Genomic DNA, 6469 nt, shown 5'->3' on the forward strand with positions numbered 1-6469 from the left:
TAATACATGGGATTAGGTATCATTGGCGATATCTGTGCGATCATGTTGGGCTTTTATTTTTTTTTGTTTAAAGTATATATTGTCATCTTTATCTATGGCTATTGTCAATGGTAAACCTTCAACAATATTTCCTTTTAAAAATTCTTCGGACAAAGGATCTTCGATGTATTTCTCTATGGCTCTTCGTAGTGGCCGAGCGCCAAATTTTTTGTCGTAGCCATGTTTGATTAGTATTTCTTTTACGGGCTCTTCCATTTTAAGTTTTATATCCTTTGATTTCAGTCGTTCGACTATCTTTGATATTTCTAAATCGACTATTTTGCTGAGATTATCATGGGATAGTTGACGAAATACGATCATATCTGTCAATCTATTTATAAATTCTGGCTTAAATGCTCGTTTTGCCTCATCAATTATGCTTTCTTTGGCCTTTTGAAAGTCGCTTTCATTGCCTGAACCGAAACCCAATGTCGTGCTTCTTTGCAGAAATTGAGCTCCAATATTGGTTGTCATTATTAGGACTGTGTTGCGGAAATCGACTTTGCGGCCAAGGCTATCTGTAAGGTGACCATCTTCCAGGACCTGAAGTAATATTTGTACCACATCCGGATGGGCCTTCTCAATCTCATCAAAGAGTACGACGGAGTAGGGTTTTCGCCTAACGGCTTCGGTTAATTGGCCTCCTTCATCGTAGCCCACATAGCCCGGTGGAGATCCGATCATCCTGGACATGGCAAATTTTTCCATGTATTCGGACATATCTACCTGGATTAGAGAATCGTTACTGCCGAACATTTTTTCAGCTAATACTTTGGCCAGATGGGTTTTTCCTACGCCGGTTGGGCCAAGGAACATGAAGGCCCCTATGGGTCTTTTGGGATCTTTGAGATCAGCTCTAGATCGGCGTATGGCCCGAGAGACAGCATCAGTGGCTTCTTCCTGACCTATGACCAGACTGCGCAATTCATCGGCCATTTTCAGTAAACGTTCACTTTCCTTTTGTTCTATGCGTAACAATGGTATGCCGGTCCAATTGGATACCACTTTGCAGATATCTTCAGGGCCTATTACCGCCCGATGATCTTTTCTAGATCTGCGCCATTTTTCTAGGACGGAATCCCTTTCTTCTTTCAATTTTTTTTCCTCATCTCGGAATTTGGCTGCGTCTTCGAATTTTTGTTCGGAAATGGCCTTTTCTTTTAGGTTGCATACCTCTTCGACTTTTTTTGAAAGTTTTTCTATCCTTGGTGGACGATTCATGGTGTTTATATGGGCCCTAGACCCGGATTCATCCATGATATCTATGGCTTTGTCAGGCAAGAATCTGCCACTTACATATCTATCAGATAATTTCACTGCCAATTCGATGGCTTCATTGGAGTATTTTACATTATGATGGGCCTCGTATTTATCTCTGATGCCAAAGAGAATTTTCGTCGTATCTTCCACCGTGGGTGGATCAACATATATGGGTTGAAAGCGGCGTTCCAATGCAGCATCTTTTTCTATGTTTTTCCTGTATTCCGATATGGTCGTGGCCCCTATGCATTGGATTTCTCCACGAGATAATGCTGGTTTCAAAATATTTGATGCATCCATGGATCCTTCGGAGGAGCCGGCGCCAACGATAGTATGGAGTTCATCGAGAAAAAGTATCACATTGCGATTTCGCCGAATTTCTTCCATGACGGCCTTCAATCTTTCTTCGAATTGACCGCGATATTTGGTGCCGGCGACCATCAATGCCAAATCAAGGGTTATGACCTTTTTGCCGGTTAGAAGATCCGGAACATTTTCGTCGGCGATGGCCTGGGCAAGGCCTTCGGCTATGGCTGTTTTGCCAACGCCGGCTTCGCCAATTAATGCCGGATTGTTCTTAGTTCTTCGACAAAGAACCTGGATTGTTCGTTCTATTTCTTTTGCTCGGCCTATGACCGGATCCAGCTGGCCTTCTCTGGCTAGGGCGGTGAGATCTCGACCGAAGGCTTTAAGAGCAGGTGTTTTTTGTTCCCGTTGGGTGAGAGATTGGCAATGGCCATATTCCGGCGAATCATCATCATCATCGTCATCGGAATCATCGGAATTTTTTGGTGCTTGGAGTCCGACAAAGTTTGGATCTAGCTCGGATAAAATTTCATTTCTGCAGGAGTCTATATTTATGCCCAGCGCGGTTAGTACTTTGGAAGCAATGCCTTCGGTTTCTTTAAGCAGGCCAAGCAATAGATGTTCAGTGCCTATGTATGGATGATTTAATGCCTTAGCTTCGTTTGCTGCGGCTATGAGAACTTTTTTGACTCTGGGTGTGAATGGTATGGAGTCGACATATTGACCGGCCGTTGTGTCATCTTCGTGGATCACATCGGAAATCATTTCCTTGACCTTCTGTTTTATATCGTCTCTATCCACGTTAAGGTTTTGCAGAACATTTATTGCTATGCCTTGGCCTAGTTCAATTAGGCCCAGCAGTAGATGTTCTGTGCCCACATATTTTTGACCAAGTTGATCAGCTGTCTGCCGGGCCAGCACCAGCACTTGCTGGGCTCTTGGGGTAAAATTCATCGGTGTTGAACTCATGGAATATTGTAGTATACAATATAAGTTGTTAAATCAATCAAAGAATGGAAAGTAATTTGTCAAAAAATCTAATTTATTTACTTTGAGTGGCTAAGATATTCTGAAATTGTGCTCAATATTTTTGCAAGTTGTGATTTTGTTAGACCATAGGGAGGCATTAGATAGATGATATTTTTTACTGGTCGTAGCCAAACGCCTTTGGCTAGGCAAAATGATGTAAAGCGTTCTCTGTCAACAGGTTTGTCCATTTCTACCACACCAATGCTGCCCAGGACTCGCTGATCTTTTACTCCCGAAAGGTTTTTTAACTGTGCTAAGTGGATTGTAATTTGATCCTGTAGGGCAAGAACTTGACCATGCCAATCCTGTTTAGATAGCAGTGAGAGGCTTGCGATGCCAGCAGAGCAGGCTAGGGGATTTGCCATGAAGGTGGGGCCATGTAGGATTGGATTACCATGGCCTATGCTGTCGGTGATTTTTTCTGTGGTTAGTGTTACGCCTAGGGACAAAGCTCCGCCGGTTAGGCCTTTGCCCAGGCACATTATATCCGGCTGAATTCTAGCAAAATTACAAGCAAACATCTGACCGGTGCGGCCAAAGCCGGTGGCTATCTCATCGGCGATTAGGAGCACATGATATTTTGTACAGAGATTTCTGAATATTTCCAAATACTCCTTGGCATAGAACCAAAAACCTCCGGCGCATTGAGCTATAGGTTCAAATATCATTCCGGCTATTTCCTGGCTGTAGGCAACGAAAAATTTTTCATATTTTTTTATTTCCTTTTCCTTGTCGAAAGTTTTTCCGAAGCCATGGGTTGGTTTTGGCAGGAATATTTGTTTGGGTAAAATTGCTTCAAATGGTCTATGCATACCATCGATGGGATCGCAGACGGACATGGCCCAGAGAGTATCGCCATGGTAGCCACCGGCCAAAGAAAAAAATTTTGTTTTATTTTGGTTTCCAATGCTCTGCCAATATTGTATTGTTATTTTCATTGCCACTTCAACGGCCACCGAACCGGAATCGGAGTAGAATATTTTTTGCAGATTTTTTGGTACAATTTCTAGTAGTCTTTGGCCAAGTTCTACGGCTGGTTCATGGGTAAATCCGCCGAACATGATGTGGGAAAATTTATTGATTTGATCTATCAAATGATCATTTAATTGACGATTATTATGGCCGTGTATGGCAGTCCACCAGGAGGATATACCATCTACAAGTTGTTTTCCATCAGCTGTGTGCAGTTCGCAGCTCTGGGCATAGATTAGATGCTCCACTGGTTGCGGATTTTTTGGAGAATCGTAGGGATGTAACAGGTGTTTTCTATCGAAGGCGATGATATTTTTTGAAGTTTCCGTCGATTTTTTGAACAATCCGATGTCAATCATTAAATTGCCGATGGACTCAAAATCAATGGGGCTAATTATATCTTTGGAAGCCAGACATTTCATGAATGGAATTCCAATGCATTTCAAACCACTAAGCGAAGAGATTTGATTGATATTATCGTCCAGAATGTATTGGCTATCTTCAGCGGAAAACTTTGGTTGATTCATGATCACGGCAGCGATGGTTAGTCCATTTCGCTTCAGTTCGTTGATCGAAAGTAATGCGTTATTTATTGCGCCCAGGCGATTTTTTGCCACCACCAGAACCTGGGTGGACAGTGCCATCATTAGGTTTAGCATGGTGGACCCATTGGTGTCTATGGGTACCAGTATTCCGCCGGCGCCTTCCATTATCAGTAGGTCATTTTTTTTACCGATTTCTTTTATTTTTGAAATCAAATTGGATAGATCTATTGTACGGCCTTCAAGTTTGGCTGCCAGTGCAGGAGAGCATGGAGTTTTAAACCATTCTAGGCAATGAATTTCGTATTCATTGGGTAGATCTGAAACAGCTCGATGGTATAGATACGTGTCTGATAAAAAATCATTGGGATTGCAGCCGGTTTGTATTGGTTTTAGGATGGCAACTTTAAGGCCTTGTTTGATTGCTTGGCGGAACAATGCCGATGCGATTATTGTTTTTCCGACATCCGTATCGGTGCCGGTTACGAAAAGTGGTTTTTCTATTCTCATTCTTGAAATGTTAGACCGAGATTTTTGATATTTTCTAGATCCTTTGTGATGGATTCGCCGCTGGTGGTCAAATAATCTCCGATCATGACAGCATCAGCTCCGGCATGGAAAATTTCGTATTGCCTAGGGCCGAGAATGTTCTTTCGGCCGCCACAAATTCTAATGCTTATATCTTTGAGAATTAGTCTAAAGATCGCTACTATTCTGAGTGCTTCGTCGGCATCCAATGGTGAAAGCCTTTCAAAAGGCGTACCCTTGTGCCTGTAGAGGAAATTGATTGGAACGCTATTGGGTTTCAATTTATAGAGTTCGAAGGCAAAGTCCACTCGATCATTCCAGGTTTCTCCGCAGCCGAATATTCCTCCGATGCAGGTTTCCATACCGACTTTTTTTGCATTTTTAGCTGTGGCTAGTCTATCGCGCCACTTTTGGGTGGTGCATATTTTTGGATAAAACCCTTCGGATGTTTCCAGGTTATGATGAAACCGTGTCAAACCGTTTTGTTTTAATTTTTTAAGATCATCGAGGCTCAATCTACCCAGCGATCCGCAAATGCGATGTTTATCCTTAGAGTCTAAACCATTTAGTACCTGGGCCAGAGATTCCACATCCTGTGGCCCGAGTTTTCCGCCACTGGTAACAATGCCACATTTGTTTGCACCGGATGTTAATACCTGCTGTATTTTTTCCCTAAGAGTATCGCCATCAAGAAATTTATATGTATCCACCTGAGTTTTATGGAATGAGCTCTGGGAGCAGAACTTACAGTCCATGTCACAAATTCCGGATCGGGCGTTAATTATTCCACAAAGGTGAATTTTATTACCAAAATACTTTTCTCTCAAAGCGTTAGCTTTTTGAAACAGTTTTCCATTGGGCCAATTTCTGGCCATATTTAGCGCAACTCTCTTCGTTAGCATACCTTTGCTATGGTGTAGCTATGCATGCCAAAAGTCAATAGGCAAGGGTAATAAAATATATCCATCGCAAGGCATGAAAAATATGTTTGGCCTAATATAACAAGATAGGTAAGTCGGATTATTACTTTATGGCTTACTATATATTATTTACTTATCCACATGTCGTATATGGCGTCAAATACCGATTCAATTGTTGGCCGCAGCCAGGGCTCCTCGGCAAGCATGGATGCAAGCAATGGAGCCATTTTATCAATGGTTTTGGCATCGTAACATTGTTTAGTGTGCTTATCCATTTTGTTATTTAAATTTGATAATTTTCCTTTAAAATATTTTATTCTAATGTCCAAATGTAAATCGTCCTCGATGTTTTCCTGAGCTATGGTTGGGGAATTTTTATCGATTTCGCTTTGAAGTTCCTTTAGATATTTATTTGATTTACTGTTATAGAATAATTTGTAAATGAGTCTTGTACCAGAAACTCCAAACCAGAATGATAATAAACAATTGCCAGCAGAGTATATGTCGTAGCTCGGAGATGCTTTCCGATTTTGTATATTATCCTGAAATTTTAAGAATTTCTGTTTGTTTTCCAAAAACATTTCTTGTTCTTTTAGATAATCATATTTTTTTCCCAATTGCTGCAATAGGTCAAGAATTTGCTTTTCTCTTTCGGTCAATGGTTTAGAATTTTCAGACTTTGCTTTTAATAAAGGCAAATTACTTTGATCGGCCAAGACATCGATGCTTTTTTTCAAAGAATCGGCCTGGGCTTCATTGGAAAATTCATAGGGATTAAGCCCGAGAATTCCATTGGCCATGGAGTTATCGATGGCGTTATTTATATTGGTTATATGGTCTTCAACGGTTTCTATCTTTTTTTCCATGATAGCT

4 protein-coding genes are annotated in these 6469 nt (G+C 41.4%); all 4 read right to left on the reverse strand.

Annotation, left to right across the window (positions count from 1 at the left end):
- Nucleotides 1-12: 12 nt before the first annotated feature.
- The gene (locus LBH49_00875) at nucleotides 13-2574 is read right to left on the reverse strand and encodes an ATP-dependent Clp protease ATP-binding subunit (GenBank protein ID MDR0351188.1); all 2562 of its coding nucleotides are present in this window, start codon (nucleotides 2572-2574) and stop codon (nucleotides 13-15) included.
- 77 nt (nucleotides 2575-2651) lie between these two features.
- Entirely contained in the window at nucleotides 2652-4658 is a 2007-nt protein-coding gene (bioA, locus tag LBH49_00880; GenBank protein ID MDR0351189.1) for an adenosylmethionine--8-amino-7-oxononanoate transaminase, read from the reverse strand.
- Complete coding sequence (bioB, locus tag LBH49_00885; GenBank protein MDR0351190.1) at nucleotides 4655-5578, reverse strand: biotin synthase BioB; 924 nt, start codon at nucleotides 5576-5578, stop codon at nucleotides 4655-4657. Before bioB ends, bioA begins: the two co-directional genes overlap by 4 nt.
- A 143-nt stretch (nucleotides 5579-5721) precedes the next feature.
- Nucleotides 5722-6469: hypothetical protein (locus LBH49_00890; GenBank protein ID MDR0351191.1), on the reverse strand; the 748-nt coding region annotated here is incomplete at its 5' end.

Source organism: Puniceicoccales bacterium, assembly GCA_031255005.1.
In the GTDB taxonomy this organism is placed as follows: domain Bacteria; phylum Verrucomicrobiota; class Verrucomicrobiia; order Opitutales; family LL51; genus JAIRTH01.

What these genes read in the sequence shown, in the direction of transcription:
- bioB (MDR0351190.1), bottom strand. Translation starts at nt 5,578, where the DNA reads ATGCTAACGAAGAGAGTTGCGCTAAATATGGCCAGAAATTGGCCCAAT.
- bioA (MDR0351189.1), bottom strand. Translation starts at nt 4,658, where the DNA reads ATGAGAATAGAAAAACCACTTTTCGTAACCGGCACCGATACGGATGTC.
- LBH49_00875 (MDR0351188.1), bottom strand. Translation starts at nt 2,574, where the DNA reads ATGAGTTCAACACCGATGAATTTTACCCCAAGAGCCCAGCAAGTGCTG.